Below are 24,829 nucleotides of genomic sequence, written 5' to 3'. Positions count from 1 at the left end.
ACTCCGTGTCCAAAAAGTCGCTAGACATCACATTGCCTGCCTAAGGGCAGCGTCGGTGCTGTTTGGCGCAACACGTTAGGATGGGCCGGGTGACTACTTCTCAGCCCCGACTCTTGCTCATCGACGGCCACTCCATGGCCTTCCGCGCATTTTATGCACTGCCCGCGGAGAACTTTTCTACCTCGGGCGGGCAGCATACGAATGCGGTCTACGGATTCCTTTCCATGCTGGCGAATATCTTGGCGGAGGAGAAGCCGGACTTCGTCGCGGTAGCCTTCGACGTGGGCCGCAAGACCTTCCGCACGGAGATGTTCCCCGACTACAAGGCACAGCGCGAAGCCGCCCCGGAAGAGTTCCGGGGGCAGGTTGAGCTCATCCGTGAGGTTTTGGAGACGCTGGGAATCACTACGCTGTCGCGCGAGAACTTCGAGGCCGATGACATCGTGGCTACGTTGTCCACGCAGGCGGGCGCGGACTATGAGACCTTCCTGGTCACCGGTGACCGCGACTATTTGCAGCTTGTCGACGACTCCACGACCGTCCTCTATCCCATGCGCGGGGTGTCCAAGCTGCATCGCTTTACTCCAGAGGCAGTGGAGGAGAAGTACGGTCTGAGCCCGCAGCAGTACCCAGACTTCGCGGCCCTGCGTGGTGACCCCTCCGATAACTTGCCCTCCGTGCCAAAGGTGGGGGAGAAGACCGCCACGAAATGGATTACCCAGTATGGCTCCCTCGATAGCCTTATCGAGCATGCCGAGGAGATCAAGGGAGTGGCGGGCCAGAACTTCCGCGACCGCATCGAACAGGTCAAGCTCAACCGACAGCTCACTCAAATGGTGACGGATATGGACCTGGAGGTGGGCCCTGCGGATCTGGAGTTTAAGGGAGCGGTCGCTAGCGAGGTCGCGGCTCGCTTCGACGAGCTGGAATTCGGCACCAACCTGCGCGAGCGGGTCCTCAACGCCGTCCCGCACGACGCCGCCGCGGAAGCTGCTGCGGCTGAGGAAGCCCCGGACGTCACGGTTACCGTGGTGGACACACCGCTGGCTGAGTGGCTCGAGGGTAAGGAAGACGTAGCAGTCTTCGTACAAGGTGATGGGACCCCGGGCGCGGGTGATGCTGCGGCACTGGCACTGGTCGATTCCTCCTTTGAGGGCCGCCAGATTGAGTTGGCAGATCTCGATGCTAAGGATGACGCCGCGCTGGCCGCGTGGCTGTCATCAGACGCGCCGAAATACCTACACGAGGCAAAGGCCGCCTGGCACATGCTGGCCGGCCGGGGGATTGAACTGTGCGGAATTGCCCACGACACCGCCCTTGCCGCCTACCTCTTGCGTCCGGGGCAGCGCACGTATGCGTTGACGGACGTGTACCAGCGCCACCTACAGAAGTCCCTTGGAGCGGCCACGGAGCAGCTCTCCATCCTTGATGAGAACCCTCTGGTGGATCAGGCCGCTGCCATTATGGAATTAGCGGCAGAACTAACGCGTCAACTCCAGGAGATTGACTCCTTCGAGCTCTATACCGACCTGGAGTTGCCGCTGGTCAACATCCTTGCCCGCATGGAGGCCGCCGGTATTGCAGTCGACAGGGATGTCTTAGAAACTCAGCGCGATGCTTTCATTGAGCAGGTCAATGAACAGGAACGCGCCGCCCGCGAGCTGGCCGGTGATGATTCTCTCAACCTGAATTCCCCGAAGCAGCTGCAGTCGGTGCTCTTCGGCACCTTCGATATGCCGAAGACGAAGAAGACCAAGACCGGCTATTCGACTGCCGCTAAGGAAATTGAGCAGCTTGCTGCAACGCATCCGCACCCCTTCTTGGATCACCTGCTGGCCCACCGCGAGTATCAGAAGATGAAGACAACGCTGGAAGGTCTCATTAAGACCATTCAGCCGGATGGCCGCATCCACACCACGTTTAACCAAACGGTGACTTCGACGGGCCGTCTGTCTTCGACGGAACCGAACCTGCAGAATATTCCGGTGCGCACTGAGGCAGGACGCCAGATCCGTTCGGCTTTTGTGGTCGGCGAAGGCTTTGAGACCTTGATCACGGCCGACTACTCCCAGATTGAGATGCGCGTCATGGCGCATCTCTCCGCAGACCCCGGGCTTATTGAGGCCTATCGTGAGGGCGAAGACCTGCACAACTACGTTGGCTCCAAGGTCTTCGACGTGCCTGTCGATGAGGTCACCCCGGAGCTGCGCCGCCGAGTCAAGGCTATGTCCTATGGCTTGGTCTATGGACTTTCCGCTTTTGGCCTATCGCAGCAGTTGGGTATCCCAGCGCGTGAGGCTAAGGAGATTATGGAGAGCTACTTTGAGCGTTTCGGCGGCGTGAAGCGCTACCTCGACGAGGTGGTGGTGCAGGCCCGAAAGGATGGTTATACCTCCACGGTCTTTGGGCGCCGCCGCTACCTGCCGGAGCTAAACTCCGATAACCGCGTGGCCCGTGAGAACGCTGAGCGCGCTGCCTTGAACGCGCCCATCCAGGGAACTGCTGCGGACATCATCAAGGTTGCCATGATCCGCGTGGATAAGGCCCTTGAAGGCATGGCCTCGCGCGTGCTGCTTCAGGTTCACGATGAGCTTGTCGTGGAGGTGGCTCCCGGGGAGGCAGAAGACGTGCAGCGCATCCTTGAGCGCGAAATGGACAAGGCTATCGAGTTGACTGTGCCACTCGAGGTGTCCGTTGGCGTGGGCAAGAACTGGGATGCCGCAGCGCACTAGGGGCTTAGGTCAAGCCCACCGCGCGCTCGTCCTCGGTGGGCGTGCGGCGCTCGACTAAACACCCGGCGAGTAGGTCGAAGGGGGTTTGGCCCAGCACAAGGACGCTGAGGCCAAGGATGGCCAAGATGGTTGCCTCAACATAGGGGAGCCCTGTCAGTGCAACAAGAGTAAGGAGTAGCCAGCTGTTGCGAATTGCTGCGCTGGCGATTCCGGGATGCTCAGCGATGACTTCTAGCTTCAGTGACCACTTGCCCAGAGAAGTGTGCTTAATTGACTCCGCCCACACCCGGTAGACGTAGAAGACGAGGGCGAGCGCGATGATGTCGTAGATAGCTCCTGCTCTGCCGTTCAATACTCCGTCGGTGCTGAGGTTGATTGCCCATTTGATTACCACGATGACAGCGGCGGCGAGGAAGGCGTCAATCCACCAGGCCACCGTGCGGCGTAGGAAAATCCCGAGGCGTTCTAAAAGCATGGCTGCCAGCTTAGTTCGCTGCGGGCGGCACACTCCGCACCAGGGTGGGCAGGCGTCCGGGCTATCGTGCTTCGCACACGAAGATGGCGGTGCCAGGGAAAATTTCACCTCGTTCTGGAGACCACTGGCCCCACGTGATGTCGAGGCCCTCTGGCCACTCGGGTTCGATGAGGTTGCAAATCTCGAAGGAACCGCGAACCTGTAGTGCTCGCACCCAATCACCCATCGTGCGGTGAAACTCGGCATAGCTAAGCTCACCGTTGGCATCCTGCTCGAGGTAGGCGCGCTCAAAATAGGACAGCTCTGCTGTGAGGTTCTGGGGATCGTCGGGGAAGACCCAGCGCATTGGGTGCGTCACAGAAAAGACGAAGCGTCCACGTGGACGCAGGACACGGTGGACCTCGCGCAGCGCCGCGTCCAGGTCTGCTACGAAGGGCAAGGCGCCGAAGGCGGAGAAGACGACGTCAAAGGATTCGTCTCGATAGGGAAGCGCTAGGGCATCAGCTTGGACTAGTGGTAGCTCGGGCGCGGCATGGGAGAGCATTCCCGACGAGAGATCAAAACCCGTCGCAAAGTGCGTGCGTCCTTGCAGCCATTGCGTGCACGGCGCAGAGCCGCAACCCAGCTCGAGAACGGTGGCGGAGGAGACGTCACCAAGCAGCTGCGCCTCAGCCTCATGCAGCATTTCCGGGCACCAGTAGAAAGAGGATAGGTACTCGGGATGCTCCGCGTGGTAGGAATCGGCGTCACGATCCCAAAAATCTCGGTTGGCAGAGGATGCCGAAAACGCTGCTGCAGACATTCTTCCTTTCCCAATTCTTTTTCCATGGCGCATTTGCCGTTTTAGCTGCGAGGATGTAGGGTTATACGGGCGTGTCTATGACTCGGGACGCGCTGGGCTACTGTAGGAGAGCTCGGCACGGCTGCGAGTCGGGATTGAAATCCATCTTAAGCCTTGCGCATTCGCGCTGCTTAATGACGCTTTTCAAGAGACGCGTAACTGTCCAATTACGATCTCCTACGTTTATTCGGAGCATAACTACATGCCAACTTCTAACACCCCTCAGGTTGCGATCAACGACATCGGAACCGCAGAGGACTTCCTCGCAGCTGTCGACGCCACCATCAAGTACTTCAACGATGGTGACATCGTCGAGGGCACCGTGGTCAAGGTTGACCACGACGAGGTCCTGCTCGACATCGGTTACAAGACCGAGGGCGTCATCCCGTCCCGCGAGCTCTCCATCAAGCACGACGTCAACCCGGATGAGGTTGTCGAGGTCGGCGACGAGATCGACGCACTTGTTCTCACCAAGGAGGACAAGGAAGGCCGTCTGATCCTGTCCAAGAAGCGCGCACAGTACGAGCGTGCTTGGGGCGCCGTCGAAGAGCTGCACGCCAAGGAAGAGCCGGTCACCGGTACCGTCATCGAGGTTGTCAAGGGTGGTCTCATCCTGGACATCGGCCTCCGCGGCTTCCTCCCGGCTTCCCTCGTTGAGATGCGCCGCGTCCGCGACCTGGAGCCGTACATCGGCCAGGAGCTCGAGGCCAAGATCATCGAGCTGGACAAGCAGCGCAACAACGTTGTCCTGTCCCGCCGTGCATACCTCGAGCAGACCCAGTCCGAGGTCCGCTCCGAGTTCCTGCACCAGCTGCAGAAGGGCCAGGTCCGCAAGGGCGTTGTCTCCTCCATCGTCAACTTCGGCGCCTTCGTCGATCTCGGCGGTGTCGACGGCCTGGTTCACGTTTCCGAGCTGTCCTGGAAGCACATCGACCACCCGTCCGAGGTTGTCACTGTGGGCGACGAGGTCACCGTCGAGGTTCTCGACGTCGACCTGGACCGCGAGCGCGTGTCCCTGTCCCTGAAGGCAACCCAGGAGGATCCGTGGCGCGTCTTCGCCCGCACCCACGCTGTGGGCCAGATCGTCCCGGGCAAGGTCACCAAGCTCGTTCCGTTCGGCGCCTTCGTTCGCGTCGAGGAGGGCATCGAGGGCCTCGTCCACATCTCCGAGCTGGCTCAGCGCCACGTGGAGGTTCCGGACCAGGTTGTCAACGTTGGCCAGGAAGTCATGGTCAAGGTCATCGACATCGACCTCGAGCGTCGCCGCATCTCCCTGTCCGTTAAGCAGGCAGACGAGGACTACACCGACGAGTTCGATCCGTCCAAGTACGGCATGGCTGACTCCTACGACGAGCAGGGCAACTACGTGTTCCCGGAGGGCTTCGACCCGGAGACCAACGAGTGGCTCGAGGGCTACGACGAGCAGCGCCAGGCTTGGGAGGCTCGCTACGCAGAGTCCGAGCGTCGCTTCAACCTGCACACCGCTCAGATCGAGCGCAACCGTGCTGCAGCCGCTGAGGCCGCCGAGTCCGCTGCCAACTCCAACTACTCTTCCGAGTCTCAGGATGCAGCTCCGGCATCCGATTCTCAGGCAGAGGTTGGCGGCTCCCTCGCTTCCGACGAGCAGCTTGCTGCTCTGCGCGACAAGCTCGCTGGCAACTAAAAGCTAAGTCCTCTCGGATAGGCTCCGCCGATTAGTCCGAGACGATCTAGTTCTTGCAGAAAGGCCGCTTCTCCCCGCTGTGGGAGGGGCGGCCTTTCGCGTATCCTAAGCCGGTATGAAACTCATTGGACTCACCGGCGGAATCGGCAGCGGAAAATCGACTGTGGCGCAGCTTCTCGTGCGCCACGGCTGGGAACTAGTGGATGCCGATCAGATAGCCCGGGACATTGTTGAACCGGGTCAACCAGCGCTTACAGAACTGGCGCAGGCTTTCGGGGAAGACATTCTCCAAGAAGATGGGAGCCTGGACCGGGGGTTACTAGCTTCCCGTGCCTTCTCTAGTCGCGAGAAGACCGCTGTGCTCAACTCGATTACGCACCCGCGCATTAACGAGGAAACCCAAGCCCGCTTCGACGCAGCGCGGCAGGCTGGTGCCGATTTCGTGGTCTACGATATGCCGCTCCTCGTGGACAAAGGACTCCACAAGGATATGGACGCCACCATTGTTGTTGACGTTGACGCAGAGGAGCGTGTGCGCCGCCTGGTGGCATACCGCGGGCTGGATGAGGAGGACGCGCGCCGCAGGATTGCGGCGCAGATTCCGGACGACGTGCGGCGTGTTGTCGCTGATTTCATCATTGACAACAACGGCCCCCTCGAAGCACTGGATGAGCAGGTCGAGGGGGTCGCCGAGAAGCTGCGCGCCCGCCTAGGTTAGGCACGCAGCTTCCTAGCAGCAACTTCCTGGCAGAAGCTCCTAGCGCGTTGCTATGACGTCAGAGACTGCGATGTGGTCGTTGTTTTCCATGTCCTCGCCCACGAAATCAAGGTCAGTGCGCATCAGCATGGTGTTGTAATCGTGCCACGATGTCAGCGTGTAATACAGGTGCTGGTCATCCTGGTCTGGCAGCACGAAGGGCGCGTACGTGTCGTTGAGTGGCTCGCCGCTGACAACCTCGGTGGTCTTCGCGCCCACAAGCATGCGGCGCGGTGACCACGGTCCTTCGGGGCTATCTGCGGTGCGCATGACGATGCCCTCTCCCTCCACTCCATACATGGTGACGTACTTGCCCAAGTAGTGGTTGTAGGCCACGGAAAGCTCGGAGACCTTGCCATCGAGCACCTCGGTGGCCCGCGCGGGATCCTTCACCCATGAGCCATCTGAGTAGTAGCTGAAGGCATCTTCGTTGGGGAATTCAGACTTCAACGCGCGGGACAAATATGCCGGGCCACGGCGGCCGTTTCCCGTGGAGTAACGGTAGATATAGTCGTCGTGCTCGATGAAGGCCGATTGCTGCAGCTTTTCGAACCCTGGGCGGTAGTTTGCGCCGCCGGGAATGGGAGCGTTCGTCCCGTGGCTAGCGTTAGTGCGTGTGGCCTCCGGTACCGCGCGCCACGTGACTCCGCCGTCGGTCGACTTCACGGTCCCACCAAAGTTGGTTGACCAGCCGGTTTTCGGGTCGTGCCAAGAGCGCACGGACATGTAGTCGATGTAGTGCACGCCGTCGACCACGATGCCCGCCGTGGGGATGGTGGTGCGCTCGCCGTTGGTATCTTGATCTCCCACCTTCTGGGAGGGGATGAACTCCTTTGCACGGCCATTGGCGGACCATCCGGAATTAGTCAGCGCCTCCTCCAGACGCAGGCCATCACCATAGTCGTGGTCGCTCGTGCGCAAGAGGAGGTTGGAACGCCACCCATCACCGTCGCTCGAACAATCCATGGAATCGCCGAAGACGTAGTAGGAGCGGCCCGCGTTGTCAGAGTAGGCAATGCCGAGGTCGGTTCCGGAAATGTCGAATTTTTGGTCGGTGCGGTTCGGGGAACCGGAACCGGTGATGAGCTGCATGATTTGGGTCGGTCCGCCGGTGATTTGGCGCTGGTTATAGTTGCTGCGCTGTGGTGCTGCGGAGTCACCTGAACTGCTCGAACGAGAGGAGCTACCCAGCAGCGCGTCGAGCCCTCCTAGCGAAGAGCCACCTCCCGGCCCGGAGGCCTCGGGCTTCGACGTGAAGCTACCGGACTTCGAATAGGCCGTACACGGAGAAGCTTGGGCGGTGGGCGTGTGGGACACGATAGCGACGGGCACGAGACCGGCGATGGTCACTGCGCTGGCGAGGGAACGAAACTTCATGCCAGCCGATTCTAAAGGAGAGCGGCAACTTTTAAAGCATATGGTGGCTAAAATTTACCTTGTGCTCGTGCCCCGTTCATCTTGAGTGCTTAATCTGCCCCTCCATGGGAACCTGGGACGTTGGGCCTTTTGATAATCACGCCGCGTGCGAAGCGCTCGCGGAAATTCGTGATGGCTCCTTCGACCTCGACACGTTTAAGAAGAGCTGCGTGGATTCTCCCATCGATGTTGACGACGCCGAGGTCGTCATCGCCTTAGGCGCACTGGCGACGTCCCCGGCGGACAAACTTCCCGCTGGAGTCAGTGTCGAATCCGTTAAAGCACTGCGCACACCGCAGACTCGGGCCTGGCTGCGCAAGAAAATTAACACTGCGATGGAGCCCAATAATTCCCCGATCTATGCACTGTGGGAAACCACGGGTGAGTTAGATCTGTGGCTGCGCACGACGCGTGCTGTATTGCCCTAAACCGTTCTCTCTTGCCTCACACAGTGGCTGGGGTGTTGAGCTGCCGGGACCTAGCAGGTTTAGGCTTCGGCGCGTTAGACTGGTCGGCATGGCTTTTGCTGCTGAACACCCTATCCTGCCGGTCTCGGAACACCGTCCTGTCGGTGAAATCGAACGGCGCTCGGCCGATTTTCGTGTTGAATCAGAGTACCAGCCCGCCGGCGACCAACCTGCCGCCATCGCGGAACTGGATGAGCGGCTGAGTCGCGGCGAGCGCGACGTTGTGCTCATGGGTGCCACGGGTACTGGTAAGTCCGCTACTGCGGCGTGGCTCATCGAAAAACAGCAGCGCTCGACACTCGTGATGGCGCCGAATAAGACGCTGGCGGCCCAGTTGGCAAATGAGCTGCGCCAGCTCCTCCCGCACAACGCTGTTGAATACTTCGTTTCTTACTACGATTACTACCAACCGGAAGCCTATATCGCGCAGACGGATACCTACATTGAGAAGGATTCCTCCATTAATGAGGACGTGGAACGCCTGCGCCACTCCGCCACCTCGGCGCTTCTTTCCCGCCGCGACGTTGTCGTGGTGTCCTCTGTGTCCTGTATCTATGGCTTGGGCACGCCGCAGTCCTACCTCGACCGCTCTGTCGTGTTGGAGGAAGGGGAGGAGATTGACCGCGATCGCTTCCTGCGCCTGCTCGTGGATATCCAGTACGAGCGCAATGACGTGGGTTTTACCCGCGGAACCTTCCGCGTCAAGGGCGATACCGTGGATATCATCCCCGCCTATGAGGAGCGCGCGGTGCGCATCGAATTCTTCGGCGATGACGTGGACGAGCTCTACTACATCCACCCGTTGACGGGCGATGTTCTCGAGCGAGTCGACGAGGTGCGAATCTTCCCCGCGACGCATTACGTGGCGGGTCCAGAGCGCATGGCGCGGGCCATCGAGGACATCAAGGAAGAACTTGCGGAACGCCTCGCCGAGCTGGAGAACCGCGGCAAGTTGCTCGAAGCACAGCGCCTGCGAATGCGCACCGAATACGACCTCGAGATGATCGAGCAGGTGGGCTTTTGCTCCGGCATTGAGAACTATTCGCGCCACGTTGACGGGCGCCCCGCCGGTTCGGCGCCGGCGACGCTCTTGGATTACTTCCCAGAGGACTTCCTCACCATCATCGATGAGTCCCACGTGACCGTCCCGCAGATCGGCGGCATGTTTGAGGGTGATATGGCCCGCAAGCGCAACCTCGTGGAGTTTGGCTTCCGTTTGCCGTCTGCTGTGGATAACCGTCCGCTCACCTTTGATGAGTTCGAAGAGCGCGTGGGGCAAACGGTCTACATGTCGGCCACGCCTGGTGATTTCGAGATGACGGCCTCCGGCGGCGAGTTCGTGGAACAGGTCATTCGCCCCACCGGCCTGGTGGATCCCAAGGTGACGGTCAAACCCACCAAGGGCCAGATCGATGACCTTATCGATGAGGTCCGCTCCCGCACCGCTAAGCAGGAGCGTGTATTGGTCACCACCTTGACTAAGCGCATGGCAGAAGACCTCACTGATTACCTTCTGGAGCATGGCATCAAGGTGCGCTACCTCCACTCGGATATCGATACGCTGCAGCGCGTGGAGCTGCTGCGGCAGCTGCGCTTGGGTGAATTCGATGTGCTCGTTGGTATTAATCTGCTGCGCGAGGGCCTCGACCTTCCCGAAGTCTCACTCGTCGCTATTTTGGACGCAGACAAGGAAGGCTTCCTGCGTTCCACCACTTCGCTCATCCAGACAATTGGCCGCGCCGCCCGAAACGTGTCCGGTGAGGTCATCATGTACGCAGACAAGATTACGGACTCGATGCAGGAAGCCATCGAGGAGACTGAGCGCCGCCGTGAAAAGCAGATTGCCTATAACAAGGAACACGGCATCGACCCGCAGCCATTGCGCAAGAAGATCGCTGACATTTTGGACCAGGTCTACGACAACGCCGATGAACAGGAGCAGGGGGCGGACCCCACGGCAATCGTCGAGAAGCCCGATGTGTCTTCCATGGCTGCCGACGAGGTGCAGGCGCTTATCGACGACCTGACGACCCAAATGCGCGAAGCCGCCCGAGAGCTTAAATTCGAGCTGGCGGGGCGCTTGCGCGATGAAATCGCGGACCTGAAGAAGGAGCAACGTGGACTCAAAGAGGCCGGGATTTAACAGTCTGGGCCGGCGTACTGAGACCTCGTTAGTGCACTGGGCGGGTAACACCACACTCAGTGCCGGCAGCCGTGCCATACTGTTAGGGATTAACCACTAGTTATAAGGAGAATCATGCTGAGCTACAACGTCATCGCCGTGGGAACCGATGGATCACCGACATCCCTGCGTGCCGTCCGTTCTGCCGCATCTATGGCGCGTGCTTATGATGCGACGTTGATCATCGTGTCTGCTTTCTACAACCACTCCGGTTCGATGCTCGGCGCACCGAACGCAGAGGACGCCCGCGTGCCCGTTGTCAGCGAGGAAATGTCGGAGAATTTCCTCAACAATGCCGCGGAGATCGCGCACGGCGAGGGCGCGAAGCGCATCGAGATCATCGCTAAGTCTGGCGACCCTGTGAACTCACTCATCGAGGTGGGCAAGGACTATGACGTCGACTTGTTCGTGGTGGGTAACAAGGGAATCCATTCAGTTCGCGGCCGGGTATTCGGTTCCGTTGCGACGGAGCTAACCCGTAAGGCCCACGCGGATGTTGTGGTGGTCAACACCACTGAGTAAGCGCCGGGACCCAGTCGGGTGCACAGCACACGCGCTGATCGACGCGAACACGCCAGCGTTGTTAGACTAGCGGGTGCGCAAAAGCTTTTAGAATTTTGTTTAGCGGTGGCCTCAAGGTTGGGGCCCAGCGAAGAAAGGTCATCATGAGCGATTACAACAAGATCGTGGTCGGTACCGACGGTTCCAAGTCCTCCCTGCTCGCAGTGGAGCGCGCCGCCAAGATCGCCGCAGCCTTCGATGCCACCCTCATCATCGGTTGCGCCTACTACGAGAACCAGGAGCAAGCCTCCAAGACACTGCGCCAGGATTCAGTGACGATTCTCGGCGATGAGAAGGCTCAGGCCAACCTCGCCTCCGGTAAGGAACACGCAGAGAAGTTCGGCGTGACGAAGGTGGAGACCGCTGTGCGTCCGGGCACCCCGGTTCAAGCCCTGATGTCGATCGTCAACGACAACAAGGCTGACCTGCTCATCGTTGGTAACCGCGGAATTAATTCTTTGACCGGCCGTCTGCTCGGTTCGGTTCCGGCGGATGTCGCGCGTCAGTCTGATTGTGACGTCATGATCGTCCACACCGTGAACTAAGCCTTCTCGGGCTACGGCGCGCACACGCCCCAGAAACTTCTTCGTCGGAAGTCTCTGGGGCGTGTTTGCGCGTTGTGGTGCTTTTCTAAGAGCCGAACCGAAGCTTGCGATAGGCGCGGGCGAGGGCGTTACCGTCGGCGCCTTGAATGAGCGGGATATCGAAAGAAGACTCTTTGTTGACCTTGACCAAGGGAGCAAGCGAGCCATGGGAGAGCAGCTGCTCTTGTGGCGTGAGGTTGCGTATTGCTACCGCTGCCACACGGTCGGGATGCTCCGCCGCGGCGTCGGCATAAGTCAGAGGATCGTGCTGCCCATCATCACCGATGAGAAGCCAGCGCAATTTGGGGAAAGCAATGAACAAATTGCGCAGTTGGACGCGCTTGTGTTCTTGGCCATTGCGGAAAAGACCGGTGGGCGTTGGGCCCCAGTCGGTGAGCAACAGTGGGCCACGTGGGAAGCCGTTCTCCCCCATGAAATTGACCAAGGTGTCATAGGTATTCCACGCACCGGTGGAGAGGTAGACGAAGGGAACCTCTGGGTGCTGCTGAGAGATCTCCCGGTAGAAACTGGCCATGCCTTCGACGGGGGTTCGCGTATTGGTGCGCTTTACCCAGGAATTCCACGCTGCAATCATGGCTCGCGGCAGCCAGGTCACCATGATGGTGTCATCGATATCGCTGACCACACCGAATGTCGTGTCTTTGTCCACTATGAGGACTTCTGCGCTCACCTCGTCTGCGCCTTTGGCGCGAATGGTGACGTCGTGCCAGCCAGGTTCTAGCCCGTGATCATGGACGAGGACATCGATATAGCCGTTGTCGTTCGTGGTGCCCGGCACCGTCTTACCACCAACTGTTACTTCGACCTCGTGGTGCGTGACCTGGATGGTGAAGAATTGGCGGTATCCGCGTTGGGTCCACGTATCGCGTTCCTCAGCCTTGGGATCGTGCATGAGCACGCGGCCAAGCACATGGACAAAGTCCTCGTTGCCGTAGCCGGCATAGCCAGTAATGCTGGGTTGCCAGCCTTTGCGTGCGGAGTGCTTAAGTGAGAATGCATTCGCGGTGGATTCGACTTTGCGGGCGATATCGGAAAGTGCCATGCGCACCAGACTAACCGAAAACCTCCGCGTAACGGCCGGCGATGGTCAAGGACTGCGTCGCGCGCGTGAGGGCCACGTAGAGGTTGTGCAAACCTTGCGGTGATGCTGCCACGATGTCATCCGGGTTGACTACGGTGACGTGGTCAAACTCTAGTCCCTTGGTGTGCTCAACGTTGGCCGCCGTGATCACAGCCCGCAGGCGCCCTTCATCATCCTGGAAGGTAGCTGGCTCAAGGTCGTCCGTATCATCGCGCCAGATGACGTCCACGCCGTCGCGGACAGCGATACCTGGCGTCGCTTCGGGGTTGATGGATTCCAAGAGTTGATTGGCCAATTCGGTAATTGGGCGCGGGGTGCGGTAGTTGACGCTTAACCCGTGAAGCCGAAAGCGCTGGCCGACGAACGGCTCGAGCGTGTCCGCCCAATCATCGACGCCGGCAGGGGCACCGGTCTGGGATGTGTCGCCCACGAGAGTCATCCATCGCGAGGGGCTACGGCGAAAAATCATGCGCCATTCCATCGGGGTGAGTTCTTGGGCCTCGTCGACGATGACGTGCCCGTAGGCCCACGTGTAGTCCTCACGCGCGCGCTGGGCGGTGGTGCGGGAGTCCCGAACCTCGTGGCGTCGAGCGAGGTGCTCGGCGTCGATGACGTCGTGGGCAGAGAGAATCTCTGCTTCGAACATGTCGTCATCGTTGTCGGTGGAATCGGAAGAGCTCAGGATATCGAGTGCGTCTTCTGCCTCTGCGACCTGCTCGCGCCATTCTTTTTCTTCGGCGACACGTTCTGCTTCGGGGTCGGGCATGCCGATGAGAACCGCAAGTTCGTCGAGAAGCGCGGCGTCGGAAGGCGCCCAAGCTCGGCCGTCCTCACGGTAGAGCGCACTGCGGGTTTCATCATCATAGTCGCCGGCCGCCGAATCGATGCGTTCGGTGCTGCTGAGGAGATCGGCGAGGACATCGGTGGGTGTCAGGTGGGGCCAGAACTCGTCGATGAGCTCCAGCACCTGGGGTTCTTCCGCGAGGTCGTCGTGGAGCTGATCCACATCCGCGCGGGAGAGCAGGTTGTTGCCGCCGAGAGGGTCAGCGCCAATGCGTTCAGCCATCTGCTGGGCCAGTGACTCGGTGAGGTGTTCCGCAAACGCTGCCTGGGCATCGTTGTGTGGTTTGCGCGAGCGCCGTGCACGCGTCCGTGCTGCCTTGACCATCTGTGGGTCCACGGTGAGCTCGAGCCGATCGATTTCGAGCGTGCGCGATTGTTCCGGCAGGCGCTGATAGTCCTTCACCGCGTTGCCGAGGATCTCCACCATGGCCGCGGAACCCTTGATTTCGCGCGCGAGCAGGGACTCAGGGTGAGTAGCTTCAATGCCGGGGAAGAGGGAAGAGATGGTAGAAAGCACAACGCCGGTTTCACCAAGCTCCGGAAGCACCCGGGAGATGTACTCCAGGAAGGTGGAGTTGGGACCTACGATGAGCACACCCGTGGCGGCTAGCTGTTCGCGGTAGGTGTAGAGCAAATAGGCCACACGGTGCAGTGCCACCGCCGTCTTGCCGGTTCCTGGCCCGCCTTCGACCACCATGACGCCGCGCGTGCTGTCACGGATGATTTCGTCCTGCTCCCTCTGAATGGTTTCCACAATGGAAGGCATGTGCCCAGTGCGGGCCTGTTGCATGACGTGGTGGAGGGCGGACTCACTGGCAACGTCGCTGCTGTCGGTGTGTGACTCGCCTTCGAGAACTTCGTCGCTGATTCCGGTTACCGTGCGCCCAGTAGTCCTGATGTGCCGGCGGACGTGGACTCCCTCGGGGTGCGCGGTGGTGGCAAGGTAGAAAGGTCGCGCCATCGGGGCGCGCCAATCCAGAAGGAGCGTGCGGTAATCCTCCTCGCGGGCATCGAGCCCCATGCGGCCGATATAGCGGCGGTCTAGTCCCTCCGGGGTGGGGTTATCACCGGGCGCATCAATGTCGATGCGCCCAAAAACCAGTCCGAGTTGGGCGATGTTTAGACGGTCCAGCTTGGCCTGCAACCCGTGGTACTCGGTTTCGCGGCGCACCAGCGCATCGGCATCCGGGGTATGCGGATCGACGGCAGCCTGTACCTCATTGAGGCGCTCATTTGCGGCGTGAACCTCGTTATCGAGACGCGCAAAAAGGCCATCGACGTAGGCTTGCTCACTGGCAATCTCGGTGTGCGGATCGTTTGCTTGAGCACTAGGGTTTGCGGTGCGAGGCACGGATGAAGATTCAGACACAAGGCTCCTTGGGCGCGTTTGAAGGCTTCTCCTGGGTGGAAAAGAACAACGGCCCAGCATACTAGCTGAGCCGTTGTTGTCTCCACCGCTTCCATGTATCGCGGTGCGTTGCGGGGCTATCCGCAACTTTAGGCGACGTGCTTAGAGGCGGTCACCGAACTTCTTGAATGCCTTATCGAGCTTCTTGGATGCTTCCTTCTGCAGCTTTTCCGCGCGCTTGCGAGCCTTCTTCTGGGCGCGCTTGCTATCAAGCGAATCGGCCTTGGCCAGGGCCGCGTCAGCGCGGTCCTGAGCCTTGCCGGCCGCCTTGACGAGGCCCTTGCGAGCGGTAGCGGAGTTATCACGGGCAGCGTCGAGCCAGTCATCCTTGTTGTCCTCAATGAACTCGCGCGCGGTCTCGGCGGTGTCTTCCACGAAGGTGCGTGCGGACTCGAGGAAATCGCGTCCGGTGGACTCCCAGTCATCGCGGTTGTCCTCGACGTAGTCCTTGGCGGTCTCGAACCAGTCATTGGCCTTGGCCGTGACATCAGAAGAAATCTCATTGGCGCGGGTGGAGAAGTCATCCGCAAACTTCTGCTGCTCGGACTTGCCCGGCAGCGCCTGCTGGATCTTCTTGTTCGCGCGCTCGGAAGCCTTGGCAGCGCGCCAACGCACAGATGGCTTACCTTCGGTGTCCTGGGTGACGATGGCCAGGGCGCCGAGCAGAGCGGTGTTGGTAATGAAGCCGTTGCGCTGTGCTTCCTTTTCTTCCTTGGAATCTGCGGTCCAGAAAGCATTTCCAACCAAGTTGGGGACGTGAGTCAGCGCCAGCACAGCAGCGGAGGTGCGCGGTGCCTTGCCCAGCGCCAAGCTGGTGCCCGCGGCGGTCTTTGCGCCGCCGAGCGCGCGGGTAACCAGCTCGGGGTCGTTAGGGATGTAGCCTGCATACTCGCGCGGCAGCACCTTGCGCAGGCGCTTGAGCACGGACTCGGTGTCCGCGACGTGCTCCGAGGTGTTGCGGAGCGTATCCACACCATCCCAGATGAACACGGAGGCCAGCATAGGACGGGCAAACTTACGAATCATGACGTGCTCCATTCGATAGATCTGTAAAGACGTTCGTCACACCATAGTACGCGGGTTAAACAACTGCTGCTGTGAGGGCAGCAGCTAACACGTCGTTACCAACGCCGCTCCCACCACTCGTCCAGATGCGGGCGCTCTGCGCCGAGCGTTGTGGGCTCTCCGTGCCCAGGGCGGACGATCGCTTCGTCAGGGTAAACGTCAAAGAGCCGCTGCGTGACATCCTTGTACAGGCGCACGAAGTCACCTTCCGAGGTGGTTTTCCCTACGCCGCCGGGGAAGAGGGAATCGCCGACGAAGAGGTTGGTGACACCGTCAATCTCCGCTGCAACCGCTGCACCGCCTGGAGTGTGTCCGCGCAAAATGATGACGGGTAGGTCGAAGCCGGCAAAAGGCAGGGTATCGCCATGCTCGAGCTCCACGTCGACGGGCGCGGGCAGGGCAGGGGAGTCGAGGAAAGAGGCATAGTGCACGGCGCCGGTTGTGTCCAAGGCTTCTTTCAATGCACGCACGTGGTCCCAGTGGCGGTGGGTGGTAAGCACGGAGGTGATCTTTACTCCGTTATCTGCGGCTAGAGAAAGAAGCGCGGGGGCGTCAGCGGAGGCGTCGATAAGCAGCGCTTCCTCGCCCGCACACAGTAGGTAGCAATTGTTGTCCATGTCGGACACGGAAATTTTATGAAGCTCAAGCGCGTTGTTCATAAGTCCAACCATACGGGTACATTCTGATTGAGAACTCTCTGAACACACATACATTTGTGTAGGAAGGCAGCAACTAGTGGCTGATCGTTTGGTCGTACGAGGTGCGCGTGAGCACAACCTCAAGGGCGTGGATATCGATATTCCGCGCGACAAATTGGTGGTGTTTACCGGCCTATCTGGCTCGGGCAAGTCCTCGCTTGCTTTCGACACCATCTTTGCCGAGGGCCAGCGGCGCTACGTTGAGTCCTTGAGTTCCTATGCGCGCATGTTCCTTGGCCAGATGGATAAGCCGGACGTTGAGTTCATTGATGGGCTTTCTCCGGCGGTGTCCATTGACCAAAAGTCCACCAACCACAACCCGCGCTCAACAGTGGGAACCATCACCGAGATCTATGATTACCTGCGTCTGCTCTTCTCCCGCGCGGGCACGGCGCACTGCCCTCAGTGCGATGCCGTCATTGAGCGTCAAACCCCACAGCAAATCGTGGATGAGGTTTTAAGCCACGAGGAGAAGCTTAAGTTTCAGGTCCTCGCACCGGTAGTGCGCCGCCGTAAAGGCGAGTTCGTTGACCTCTTCGCGGACCTCGCGGCGCAGGGATACTCCCGCGTCCGGGTGGATGGTGAGCTCCACCAACTCAGTGATCCGCCCAAGCTGAAGAAGCAGATTAAGCATGACATCGACGTCGTCGTGGATCGCTTGCAGGTCAAGGCTTCCCAAAAGCAGAGGCTGACGGATTCCGTGGAGACTGCTCTGCGCTTGGCTGATGGCCTGGTAACCCTGGATTTCGTCGACCGGGAAGAGCTCACTCACACCTACTCGGAGAAGGCCGCCTGCCCCAACGGCCACACGCTGACCATTGAGGAATATGAGCCGCGCGCCTTCTCCTTCAACGCACCTTTCGGTTCCTGCCCGGTGTGTGACGGTTTGGGCACCCGCCTTGAGGTCGACGTTGATCTGCTGATCCCAGACCCGGATGCTCCGGCTGTGGAGGCTATCCAACCGTGGACGTCGAGTCCCAATGCGAGGTACTTCGTCAAGCTTGTCGAAGGCCTAGCGAAGGCCCTGGACTTCGAGCCCCGCACTCCGGTTTCTGAGTTGACCGAGGAGCAGCGCCACGCCTTGATTTATGGCACTGACGTGGAAGTCAGCGTGCGCTACAAGAATCGCTATGGCCGCCAACGCAATTGGTCCGCGCCTTTTGAAGGTGCCATCGGATTCCTGGAGCGCAAGCTTGATCAGGCTGATTCCGAATCGCAGAAGGACCGCCTGCTTCAGTACACCCGTCGCGTTCCTTGTAATGCCTGCAACGGCACGCGCCTCAAGCCCGAAATCCTGGCGGTGCGCTTGGCCTCGACCGCACACGGTGAGCAGTCCATCGCGGGCCTGACGGCACTGTCCATCGAGGAGGCAGCAGAATTCCTCGACTCGCTTGTTCTGGGCCACCGCGAGGAGATCATCGCTGGTGCTGTACTAAAGGAAATCCAGGCGCGCTTGCGCTTTCTTCTCGACGTCGGTCTGAACTACCTCACCCTCGACCGCGGCGCCTCCACGCTGTCCGGTGGTGAAGCGCAGCGCATCCGCCTCGCCACACAGATCGGTTCCGGCCTGGCGGGAGTTCTCTACGTGCTCGATGAGCCCTCCATCGGCCTACACCAACGCGATAACCAGCGCCTCATCGCCACGTTGAAGCGCTTGCGCGATATCGGAAACACCTTGATCGTGGTGGAGCACGATGAAGACACCATTCGGGAGGCGGACTGGCTTGTCGACGTAGGACCGCGCGCCGGCGAGTACGGCGGAACGGTGGTCTATCAGGGTGAACCCGCCGGTATCGAAGCCGTGGAGGAATCGCTCACTGGGCAATACCTCTCGGGCAAGAAGAAGCTCGCTGTTCCCGATACGCGCCGTGCGATCGATCCTGAGCGCATGCTCAAGGTGGTCGGCGCCCGTGAGAATAACCTCAAGGGCATTGACGTGGAGATCCCCCTGGGCGTCCTCGTCTGCGTTACAGGCGTGTCCGGCTCCGGTAAGTCCACCGTGGTCAACCAAATTCTGGCCAAGACGCTGGCCAACAAGCTCAACCGCGCCCGCCAAGTGCCGGGGCGAGCCAAGCGCGTCGAGGGCGTGGAGCACCTAGACAAACTCGTGCAGGTGGACCAGAGCCCTATCGGGCGCACCCCGCGCTCAAACCCAGCGACGTACACAGGGGTCTTCGACAAGATCCGCAACCTCTTCGCGGAAACCCAGGAGGCCAAGGTTCGCGGCTACAAGCCGGGCCGCTTCTCCTTCAACGTCAAGGGCGGACGCTGCGAAGCGTGCCAAGGTGACGGCACCATCAAGATTGAGATGAACTTCCTGCCCGATGTCTACGTGCCCTGTGAAGTATGCGAGGGCGCACGCTATAACCGCGAGACCCTGGAGGTTCTTTACAAGGGCAAGAACATTGCTGAGGTCCTCAATATGCCGATTTCAGAGGCCGCAGAGTTCTTTGAGCCTATCACCTCGATTCACCGTTATCTCAATACCTTGGTGGAGGTGGGCCTTGGATACGTCCGCCTGGGTCAAGCCGCTACAACACTTTCCGGCGGTGAAGCACAGCGCGTGAAGCTGGCATCTGAGCTACAAAAGCGCACGAATGGGCGCACGGTCTACATCTTGGATGAGCCGACGACGGGCCTGCACTTTGAGGACATCCGCAAGCTCATGCTCGTCATCCAGGGTCTGGTGGATAAAGGCAACTCCGTTATCATCATCGAACACAACCTGGACGTCATTAAGGCCGCGGATTGGATCGTTGACATGGGCCCCGAGGGCGGCTCCGGCGGCGGTACCGTCGTGGCTCAGGGCACACCAGAAGATGTGGCACAGGTGGAAGGCTCCTATACGGGAGGGTTCCTCAAGGAGATGGTGTGATGGTAGGGCAGAAGCTCACGCACGCGGCTGCGCTGGCTCTCGGTCTTGCCGTGGCTACAACTGCGGCGGGCTGTTCTGCCCCGGATAGGGACGCAGTGCAGGAAGCTCCAGAAACATCTAGTGAGGGGGTTAAGGACAGCTACGACCTCGATGCGGAGCTGCGCGCCGTCGTCGCAGACGTCGAAAGTGAGTATGACGTTCAAGCTGGAGTGTCAGTGGCGGATCGACAGGGAACATTCAACGCTGGACTAAGGGGCGAAGAGCCTGCATGGTCAACCGTAAAGGTGCCGATCGCCATCGCGGCTTTGCGCGACGAGGCTAGCCCTGAGCTTGTGGACCTCGCCATTAAGGAATCGGACAACGATGCCGCCTACGCACTGTGGTCCCACGTTCGTTGGACCGAGGGGGACGCGGGAAGCGCAGTGAAGGCTCTCTTGAAGGAATATGACTCATCCGGCGAATTTGAGGAACCATTTGGATATTCCACGTGGTTGCTTGAAGAGCAGGCCAAGTTTGGCGCACACTTGCCGTGTATCCCCGAAGCCGCGCAGGTTTATGACGCGATGGATGACATCGTGGAATGGCAAGACAATGGACTCGACCGCCTCCCGCATACCCGGGCCAAAGGCGGCTGGGGGCTTTCCGAGGAGGACAATGGGTATACTCACCGCCAGATTGGGGTCCGGGAGACCGAGGGGGCCGGTGAGGATGCCGATGGCGCGGTGGGATTGGCCATTGAGGTCACCATGCCCGGCGACTACGCCGAGGAGGCTATACCCGCTCTTAACTTGCTTGCTGCAGGCGTATGCCGTGTTGTCACCGAGGCGCTGGGGGAGGGCGCGCTAAAGCCCTTGGTTGGTTGTGCGCGGCCTGGCGCAGCGCCGAGGGCTGGGGAGGCGTCGGCAAGCGCAGCGTCGAAGAGGCAAGGTGCGTCAGCCGAACCAACAACTAACTCACCTGCACGCCGATTTGGTGATTGATGCATGTGGTGTTAAAGTAGTGCGCACTACCGCCCGTAGCGCCTCCTCCAGGAGGTACTTGGGCCGCAAGCGGAGTTTCTCCCACCTGAGGCCGCGTAGGAATCACCATTCCAGCGCAGGATAAAGGTTAAGAGTAGGCGCCACATGGTGGTGCGTGCTTGAAAAAGAAACTCCCGGATGCCACTGGCGCCGGGATTTATTCGTTTGTGGCCTCGGTAGGCACACTACTAGCCCCACAATCGAGGAGAACCACAATCAGCGCTGAAGCTCGCATTAATGAGCGCATCCGAGTACCCGAGGTCCGTCTTGTTGGCCCCGGTGGTGAACAGGTGGGCATCGTCCGTACTGACGATGCTCGCAAGCTCGCGTACGAAGCGGATCTTGACTTGGTCGAGGTTGCACCGAACGCGAAGCCGCCCGTAGCCAAGATCATGGATTACGGCAAGTTTAAGTACGAGCAGGCCCAGAAGGCCCGCGAGTCCCGTAAGAATCAGCAGCAAACTGTGGTGAAGGAACAGAAGTTCCGTCCGAAGATTGATGATCACGATTACGAGACGAAAAAGGGCAACGTGGTGCGCTTCCTGGAGAAGGGTTCCAAGGTAAAGGTGACCATCATGTTCCGTGGCCGCGAACAGTCGCGTCCGGAGCTGGGTTTCCGCCTGTTGGAGCGTTTGGCTGACGACGTCGCAGAGGTCGGCGTTGTGGAGTCGCGTCCCAAGCAGGATGGTCGCAACATGACCATGGTTCTTGGACCCGTCCGCAAAGGCAAGAAGTAGACCACGCTCCACTTAGGATTTAAGGATTTAATTCTCATGAAGCAGAAGACTCACAAGGGCACCGCCAAGCGCATCAAGGTGACTGGCTCCGGCAAGCTGCGCCGCGAGCAGGCTAACCGCCGCCACCTCCTGGAGGGCAAGCCGTCCAAGCGTACCCGTCGTCTGAAGGGCACCGAGGACGTCGCCAAGGCAGATACCAAGCGCGTCAAGCGCCTTCTCGGCCGCGCATAGTCAGCGCCGAAACTCCCATCCCCACACACTCACAATCAAGATAAGGAAGTATTACTGTGGCACGAGTAAAGCGCTCAGTTAACGCCAAGAAGAAGCGTCGCGCAATCCTGAAGTCCGCTAAGGGCTACCGCGGTCAGCGCTCCCGCCTTTACCGTAAGGCCAAGGAGCAGTGGCTGCACTCCATGACTTACGCTTACCGCGATCGTCGCGCCCGTAAGTCCGAGTTCCGCAAGCTGTGGATCCAGCGCATCAACGCTGCTGCTCGTATGAACGACATCACCTACAACCGCCTGATCCACGGCCTGCGCCTGGCTGAGATCGAGGTTGACCGCAAGATCCTCGCCGAGCTTGCAGTTAATGACTTCGAGGCTTTCTCCGCACTGTGCGAGGCTGCTAAGGCTGCACTTCCGGAGGACGTCAACGCTCCGAAGGCTGCCTAAGCACCGCGCGTAGACGCCAGATGAACCCACCGCCCCTGATGAAGGGACGGTGGGTTTTGTCGTTGCGGGAGTAATGCCCGCAAGAACCCTTAAGCCCTGCTTCTCCCGAGGGATTGTGTTACATTGCACAGTACTGTCATGAAAGCCGTCTGCCCTTAGTCCTTGGGGCTGGCCAGAGATACATGGTGTGAAGGAGAGAAGAGAAATGACCAACCCGAACAACGCTTATCAGCCCAATGGCGGCGCTTCTAATGGAGGACAGCCGCAACAGGCAAACCCCTTCGGGTCTTCGAACGACCAGTACGGATATAGCGCGGCCCCGTATGGTGGTTCGCAGCCGGCTCAGAATGTTCCAGCGCAGCAGGACGCTTACCAGTCACACTACGGCCAGCAGCCACAGGCTGGAGGAGAGCAAAAGTCATGGGTAGTAGCACTGCTCTTGTGCTTCTTCTTGGGTGAATTGGGAGTTCATAACTTCTACCTCGGCCGCACGAAGCGCGGTATGTGGCAGCTGGCTCTTGCCGTCGTCGGCCTTATTACTTCCTTTATCATCATTGGTATTTTCCTCGTCGCTGGATTGGTGATCTGGAAGTGGGTTGAGCTCGTGTTCATCGCCGGTGGTTTCTCCAATTACGATAAGGACGCAAACGGCGTACCGCTGAAGAAGTAACCGTCTGCAGAGAATCGCGGAGAACTCTTATCCCGCTTGCCCGCCCGAACGTGGTGGGCAAGCGGGACTTTTCAATGTGAAGCTCGGTCGGTACCGTCACATACATGGATCTGGATTTCTCCTCTGCTTTTACCGAACGCACGCCGCGCGTAGTCAATGCGGCCAAGCTGCACCGCGCGGCCAACCGTCGTAAGGCGGAGCGCTTCATCATCGAGGGCGAAAACGCTGTGGACGCGGCGGTGTCCACGGGAGCGGCGACCGACGTCTTCGTGACGGAAAGAGCCGCCGAGCGCTTCGCCCACATCGTGCAAGCCTGCGGATATATGGACGTCTATGTCCACCCCATCACGGATAAGGCGGCCAAGCACCTGTCTGATACCGCGACGAGCACCGGGCTCTTCGCCGTGTGCCGCCCCGTCCTGTGGAGCGCCGACAAGATTCTGGCGGGCAAACCACAGCTGGTCTCAGTCCCAGTGCTGACGTCTGAGCCTGGCAACGCAGGTACCCTGATTAGGACTTCGGACGCCATGGGGGCGGACGGTGTCATCTTCGCCGGTGAGGCGGTCGACCCTTTGGGCTGCAAGGTCGCGCGCGCGTCGGCGGGGTCGCTGTTTCATGTACCCGTTGCTCGCGATCCCAACATCAAGGACGTCCTGGGCAAGCTGCGCTCTTCCGGGATGCAGGTGCTAGCCACGGCTGCTGATGGTGAAGTAGATCTAGCTGAGGCAGATCTGAGCCAACCCACCGCCTGGTTATTCGGTAACGAAGCACATGGACTGGGCGAGCTCTTGGATGAAGCTGACATGCGTGTGCGCATTCCGATTCTTGGGCGTGCAGAGTCACTCAACCTGGCTACGGCCGCCAGCATTTGTCTTTATGAATCAGCCAAGCAACAGAACAGCTAGCTCTGCTCTGTGACTAGGGCTGGTGGCCACAGTAGTCGTTAAGCACGGTAAGATAGCTCGCGTTAGTTTTTGTGCGAGAAGAAGGTAATCAAGGCACGTGTCCGATACACCTCAGATCGAATTGACCGAAGAGGCCCTGGGGGCCGCCGCGGAGAAGGCCATTGCCGCCTTCGAGGCTGCATCCGACCTCGACGAGCTCACCTCCGCCCGCCGCGAACACCTTGGTGACGGTGGCTATATTCCGCAGGCCCGCCAGTCGCTGGGCCAGTTGCCCAAGGATCAGCGCAAGGACGCCGGTCGTGCCGTAAACATGGCCCGCGGCAAGGTGGAAAAGCGCTTTGCACAGATTCGTGAAGTGCTGGAGCAGGAGGCTCGCGCCGCTCAGCTGAAGGCGGAGAAAGTCGACGTTACCGTCCCCACCACGCGGGCGCAGACTGGTGCTTTGCACCCTATTACCGCGTTGTCGGAGCGCATCGCCGACATCTTCGTGGGCATGGGCTGGGAGATTGCCGACGGCCCGGAGGTTGAGGCCGAGTACTTTAACTTTGATGCGCTGAACTTCAAGCCCGATCACCCTGCGCGTACGTTGCAGGACACTTTCCATGTGGGCAAGGAAGGCTCCAAGCAGGTCTTGCGTACGCATACCTCGCCGGTGCAGGTACGCACGATGCTTGAGCGAGACGTACCGCTGTACATCGCTTGCCCGGGTCGCGTTTTCCGCACCGACGAACTCGATGCCACCCATACTCCGGTCTTCCACCAGGTGGAGGGCCTAGCAGTGGACAAGGGGCTGACCATGGCCCACCTTCGCGGCACCCTGGAGCACCTAGCCAAGGTTCTTTTTGGCCCCGAGACCACCACCCGCATGCGCGTGAACTACTTCCCGTTCACCGAGCCCTCGGCCGAGGTCGATGTGTGGTTCCCGAATAAGAAGGGCGGCGCCGGCTGGATCGAGTGGGGCGGCTGCGGCATGGTCAACCCCAACGTTCTGCGTGCCGTGGGCATCGACCCCGAGGAGTACACAGGTTTCGCCTTCGGCATGGGCCTTGAGCGCACCTTGCAGTTCCGCAATGGTCTGACCGATATGCGTGACATGGTTGAAGGCGATGTTCGCTTCACCCTGCCCTTCGGCGTGCAGGCATAGGAACCCAGAGAAAG

The 24,829-nt window shown here is 60.0% G+C and carries 22 protein-coding genes; 15 read left to right on the top strand and 7 right to left on the bottom strand.

The window, feature by feature from the left end; translation table 11 throughout:
- The first annotated feature begins 80 nt into the window (after nt 1-80).
- Complete coding sequence (gene polA / locus HMPREF2822_RS07650; RefSeq protein WP_070523225.1) at nt 81-2,732, top strand: DNA polymerase I; 2,652 nt, start codon at nt 81-83, stop codon at nt 2,730-2,732.
- A gap of 4 nt (nt 2,733-2,736) precedes the next feature.
- Here the strand turns inward: polA and HMPREF2822_RS07645 are convergent, their stop codons facing one another.
- Both HMPREF2822_RS07645 and HMPREF2822_RS07640 read right to left on the bottom strand, forming a co-directional pair.
- The gene (locus HMPREF2822_RS07645) at nt 2,737-3,207 is read right to left on the bottom strand and encodes an RDD family protein (protein WP_070523222.1); all 471 of its coding nucleotides are present in this window, start codon (nt 3,205-3,207) and stop codon (nt 2,737-2,739) included.
- A gap of 61 nt (nt 3,208-3,268) precedes the next feature.
- Nucleotides 3,269-4,009 carry a class I SAM-dependent methyltransferase gene (locus HMPREF2822_RS07640; protein WP_070523219.1) on the bottom strand — a complete coding sequence of 247 codons (741 nt, stop codon included), beginning with the start codon at nt 4,007-4,009 and terminating at the stop codon, nt 3,269-3,271.
- A gap of 241 nt (nt 4,010-4,250) precedes the next feature.
- Between HMPREF2822_RS07640 and rpsA the strand changes: the two genes are divergently transcribed.
- A complete protein-coding gene (gene rpsA, locus HMPREF2822_RS07635) occupies nt 4,251-5,711 on the top strand; it encodes a 30S ribosomal protein S1 (RefSeq protein WP_010190105.1) in 1,461 nt (486 codons plus the stop codon).
- 115 nt (nt 5,712-5,826) lie between these two features.
- Nucleotides 5,827-6,429, top strand: a complete 603-nt coding sequence (gene coaE / locus HMPREF2822_RS07630; RefSeq protein ID WP_070523216.1) for a dephospho-CoA kinase — start codon at nt 5,827-5,829, stop codon at nt 6,427-6,429.
- 39 nt (nt 6,430-6,468) lie between these two features.
- Here the strand turns inward: coaE and HMPREF2822_RS07625 are convergent, their stop codons facing one another.
- Nucleotides 6,469-7,845, bottom strand: coding sequence for a DUF4185 domain-containing protein (locus HMPREF2822_RS07625; RefSeq protein ID WP_070523213.1), 1,377 nt, complete (start codon nt 7,843-7,845; stop codon nt 6,469-6,471).
- 104 nt (nt 7,846-7,949) lie between these two features.
- Here HMPREF2822_RS07625 and HMPREF2822_RS07620 point away from each other — a divergent pair, with 104 nt between their 5' ends.
- From HMPREF2822_RS07620 to HMPREF2822_RS07605, 4 genes are all read left to right on the top strand, one after another.
- Nucleotides 7,950-8,312 (top strand): DUF4259 domain-containing protein, encoded by a 363-nt coding sequence (locus HMPREF2822_RS07620; protein ID WP_198530966.1) that lies wholly within the window; start codon nt 7,950-7,952, stop codon nt 8,310-8,312.
- 88 nt (nt 8,313-8,400) lie between these two features.
- The gene (gene uvrB, locus HMPREF2822_RS07615) at nt 8,401-10,494 is read left to right on the top strand and encodes an excinuclease ABC subunit UvrB (RefSeq protein ID WP_070523207.1); all 2,094 of its coding nucleotides are present in this window, start codon (nt 8,401-8,403) and stop codon (nt 10,492-10,494) included.
- A 114-nt stretch (nt 10,495-10,608) separates the two neighbouring features.
- Nucleotides 10,609-11,055 (top strand): universal stress protein, encoded by a 447-nt coding sequence (locus tag HMPREF2822_RS07610; RefSeq protein ID WP_070523204.1) that lies wholly within the window; start codon nt 10,609-10,611, stop codon nt 11,053-11,055.
- A 143-nt stretch (nt 11,056-11,198) separates the two neighbouring features.
- The gene (locus tag HMPREF2822_RS07605; protein WP_010190091.1) at nt 11,199-11,639 is read left to right on the top strand and encodes a universal stress protein; all 441 of its coding nucleotides are present in this window, start codon (nt 11,199-11,201) and stop codon (nt 11,637-11,639) included.
- A gap of 85 nt (nt 11,640-11,724) precedes the next feature.
- Here HMPREF2822_RS07605 and HMPREF2822_RS07600 read toward each other — a convergent pair whose 3' ends face one another.
- From HMPREF2822_RS07600 to HMPREF2822_RS07585, 4 genes are all read right to left on the bottom strand, one after another.
- Complete coding sequence (locus HMPREF2822_RS07600) at nt 11,725-12,741, bottom strand: App1 family protein (protein WP_070523201.1); 1,017 nt, start codon at nt 12,739-12,741, stop codon at nt 11,725-11,727.
- 10 nt (nt 12,742-12,751) lie between these two features.
- On the bottom strand, nt 12,752-14,992 hold the full coding sequence (locus tag HMPREF2822_RS07595) for a HelD family protein (protein ID WP_070523198.1): 2,241 nt from the start codon (nt 14,990-14,992) through the stop codon (nt 12,752-12,754).
- A gap of 141 nt (nt 14,993-15,133) precedes the next feature.
- Entirely contained in the window at nt 15,134-16,057 is a 924-nt protein-coding gene (locus HMPREF2822_RS07590; protein ID WP_070523195.1) for a DoxX family protein, read from the bottom strand.
- A 95-nt stretch (nt 16,058-16,152) separates the two neighbouring features.
- Nucleotides 16,153-16,755, bottom strand: a complete 603-nt coding sequence (locus HMPREF2822_RS07585) for an MBL fold metallo-hydrolase (RefSeq protein WP_070523192.1) — start codon at nt 16,753-16,755, stop codon at nt 16,153-16,155.
- A 76-nt stretch (nt 16,756-16,831) separates the two neighbouring features.
- On the opposite strand from HMPREF2822_RS07585, the gene uvrA reads away from it, so the two are divergent.
- From uvrA to pheS, 8 genes are all read left to right on the top strand, one after another.
- The gene (uvrA, locus tag HMPREF2822_RS07580) at nt 16,832-19,669 is read left to right on the top strand and encodes an excinuclease ABC subunit UvrA (RefSeq protein ID WP_070523188.1); all 2,838 of its coding nucleotides are present in this window, start codon (nt 16,832-16,834) and stop codon (nt 19,667-19,669) included.
- The gene (locus tag HMPREF2822_RS07575; protein ID WP_232755626.1) at nt 19,669-20,649 is read left to right on the top strand and encodes a serine hydrolase; all 981 of its coding nucleotides are present in this window, start codon (nt 19,669-19,671) and stop codon (nt 20,647-20,649) included. Before uvrA ends, HMPREF2822_RS07575 begins: the two co-directional genes overlap by 1 nt.
- A gap of 206 nt (nt 20,650-20,855) precedes the next feature.
- On the top strand, nt 20,856-21,425 hold the full coding sequence (gene infC, locus HMPREF2822_RS07570) for a translation initiation factor IF-3 (RefSeq protein WP_083299163.1): 570 nt from the start codon (nt 20,856-20,858) through the stop codon (nt 21,423-21,425).
- A 36-nt stretch (nt 21,426-21,461) separates the two neighbouring features.
- A complete protein-coding gene (rpmI, locus tag HMPREF2822_RS07565) occupies nt 21,462-21,656 on the top strand; it encodes a 50S ribosomal protein L35 (protein WP_010190075.1) in 195 nt (64 codons plus the stop codon).
- A 56-nt stretch (nt 21,657-21,712) separates the two neighbouring features.
- The gene (rplT, locus tag HMPREF2822_RS07560) at nt 21,713-22,096 is read left to right on the top strand and encodes a 50S ribosomal protein L20 (protein WP_005323264.1); all 384 of its coding nucleotides are present in this window, start codon (nt 21,713-21,715) and stop codon (nt 22,094-22,096) included.
- Between the two features lie 205 nt (nt 22,097-22,301).
- Nucleotides 22,302-22,766, top strand: coding sequence for a TM2 domain-containing protein (locus HMPREF2822_RS07555; protein ID WP_070523181.1), 465 nt, complete (start codon nt 22,302-22,304; stop codon nt 22,764-22,766).
- A 104-nt stretch (nt 22,767-22,870) separates the two neighbouring features.
- The gene (locus HMPREF2822_RS07550) at nt 22,871-23,671 is read left to right on the top strand and encodes a TrmH family RNA methyltransferase (RefSeq protein WP_070523178.1); all 801 of its coding nucleotides are present in this window, start codon (nt 22,871-22,873) and stop codon (nt 23,669-23,671) included.
- A gap of 97 nt (nt 23,672-23,768) precedes the next feature.
- Complete coding sequence (gene pheS / locus HMPREF2822_RS07545) at nt 23,769-24,815, top strand: phenylalanine--tRNA ligase subunit alpha (protein WP_070523173.1); 1,047 nt, start codon at nt 23,769-23,771, stop codon at nt 24,813-24,815.
- Nucleotides 24,816-24,829 lie beyond the last annotated feature (14 nt).

Origin of the sequence: Corynebacterium sp. HMSC062E11 (assembly GCF_001811845.1) — a bacterium.
In the GTDB taxonomy this organism is placed as follows: Bacteria; Actinomycetota; Actinomycetes; order Mycobacteriales; family Mycobacteriaceae; genus Corynebacterium; species Corynebacterium hesseae.
The sequence above is the reverse complement of the archived record's forward strand: the minus strand, read 5'-3'. Positions and strand labels throughout refer to the sequence as shown.

Excerpts from the sequence above, each read along its gene's own strand:
- HMPREF2822_RS07600 (WP_070523201.1), bottom strand. The coding sequence starts at position 12,741 with ATGGCACTTTCCGATATCGCCCGCAAAGTCGAATCCACCGCGAATGCA.
- HMPREF2822_RS07555 (WP_070523181.1), top strand. The coding sequence starts at position 22,302 with ATGACCAACCCGAACAACGCTTATCAGCCCAATGGCGGCGCTTCTAAT.
- HMPREF2822_RS07590 (WP_070523195.1), bottom strand. The coding sequence starts at position 16,057 with ATGATTCGTAAGTTTGCCCGTCCTATGCTGGCCTCCGTGTTCATCTGG.
- rpmI (WP_010190075.1), top strand. The coding sequence starts at position 21,462 with ATGAAGCAGAAGACTCACAAGGGCACCGCCAAGCGCATCAAGGTGACT.
- HMPREF2822_RS07550 (WP_070523178.1), top strand. The coding sequence starts at position 22,871 with ATGGATCTGGATTTCTCCTCTGCTTTTACCGAACGCACGCCGCGCGTA.
- HMPREF2822_RS07610 (WP_070523204.1), top strand. The coding sequence starts at position 10,609 with ATGCTGAGCTACAACGTCATCGCCGTGGGAACCGATGGATCACCGACA.
- HMPREF2822_RS07645 (WP_070523222.1), bottom strand. The coding sequence starts at position 3,207 with ATGCTTTTAGAACGCCTCGGGATTTTCCTACGCCGCACGGTGGCCTGG.
- uvrB (WP_070523207.1), top strand. The coding sequence starts at position 8,401 with ATGGCTTTTGCTGCTGAACACCCTATCCTGCCGGTCTCGGAACACCGT.
- HMPREF2822_RS07585 (WP_070523192.1), bottom strand. The coding sequence starts at position 16,755 with ATGAACAACGCGCTTGAGCTTCATAAAATTTCCGTGTCCGACATGGAC.
- HMPREF2822_RS07625 (WP_070523213.1), bottom strand. The coding sequence starts at position 7,845 with ATGAAGTTTCGTTCCCTCGCCAGCGCAGTGACCATCGCCGGTCTCGTG.
- coaE (WP_070523216.1), top strand. The coding sequence starts at position 5,827 with ATGAAACTCATTGGACTCACCGGCGGAATCGGCAGCGGAAAATCGACT.
- HMPREF2822_RS07640 (WP_070523219.1), bottom strand. The coding sequence starts at position 4,009 with ATGTCTGCAGCAGCGTTTTCGGCATCCTCTGCCAACCGAGATTTTTGG.
- rpsA (WP_010190105.1), top strand. The coding sequence starts at position 4,251 with ATGCCAACTTCTAACACCCCTCAGGTTGCGATCAACGACATCGGAACC.
- HMPREF2822_RS07620 (WP_198530966.1), top strand. The coding sequence starts at position 7,950 with ATGGGAACCTGGGACGTTGGGCCTTTTGATAATCACGCCGCGTGCGAA.
- HMPREF2822_RS07575 (WP_232755626.1), top strand. The coding sequence starts at position 19,669 with ATGGTAGGGCAGAAGCTCACGCACGCGGCTGCGCTGGCTCTCGGTCTT.
- polA (WP_070523225.1), top strand. The coding sequence starts at position 81 with ATGGGCCGGGTGACTACTTCTCAGCCCCGACTCTTGCTCATCGACGGC.
- HMPREF2822_RS07605 (WP_010190091.1), top strand. The coding sequence starts at position 11,199 with ATGAGCGATTACAACAAGATCGTGGTCGGTACCGACGGTTCCAAGTCC.